The 640-nt window shown below is 68.9% G+C and carries 1 protein-coding gene; it reads left to right on the top strand.

Annotation, left to right across the window (positions count from 1 at the left end):
• Positions 1-640 (top strand): condensation domain-containing protein (locus tag WU80_RS24805; RefSeq protein ID WP_156349777.1); only part of this gene is annotated, 640 nt, incomplete at both ends.

Below are 640 nucleotides of genomic sequence, written 5' to 3'. Positions count from 1 at the left end.
TCCGGCTACCGCGCCCCCACCAATGCCGTCGAGGAGATCCTCGCCGGCATCTACGCCCAAGTCCTCGGCGTCGAGCGCGTCGGCATCGATGACTCTTTCTTTGATTTGGGTGGGGACTCGCTGTCGGCGATGCGGGTGATCGCGGCCGTCAATAGTGGCCTGGATACCGCGCTTTCGGTGCGTGCGCTGTTCGAGGCCCCCACCGTGGCACAGCTGGCGCCCCGCATCGGCACCTGCGGGGGCGGGCTGGCGCCGCTGACGGCTCGGGAACGGCCGGCGACCGTGCCGTTGTCGTTCGCCCAGAGCCGGTTGTGGTTCATCGACCAGCTGCACGGGCCCTCGCCCGTCTACAACATGGCCGCCGCGCTGCGACTGAAAGGGCGCCTGGATGTCGCCGCATTGCGCGCCGCGCTGGGTGACGTGGTGGCCCGCCACGAGAGCCTGCGCACGGTGTTCGTCGCGCCCGAGGGCACTCCCCAACAGATCGTCCGACCGCCCAGCCAATGCGCCATCACGTGGGACGTGGTGCGGACGGACGGCTGGTCGCCGGGCCGGTTGGCGGAGGCGGTTGAGTCGGCGGCGTGTTATTCGTTTGATTTGGCTGTGGAGATTCCGTTGCGGGCGACGGTTTTTCGGGTGG

Source organism: Mycobacterium sp. UM_11 (genome assembly GCF_001414075.1).
GTDB lineage: Bacteria > Actinomycetota > Actinomycetes > Mycobacteriales > Mycobacteriaceae > Mycobacterium.
The sequence above is the reverse complement of the archived record's forward strand: the minus strand, read 5'-3'. Positions and strand labels throughout refer to the sequence as shown.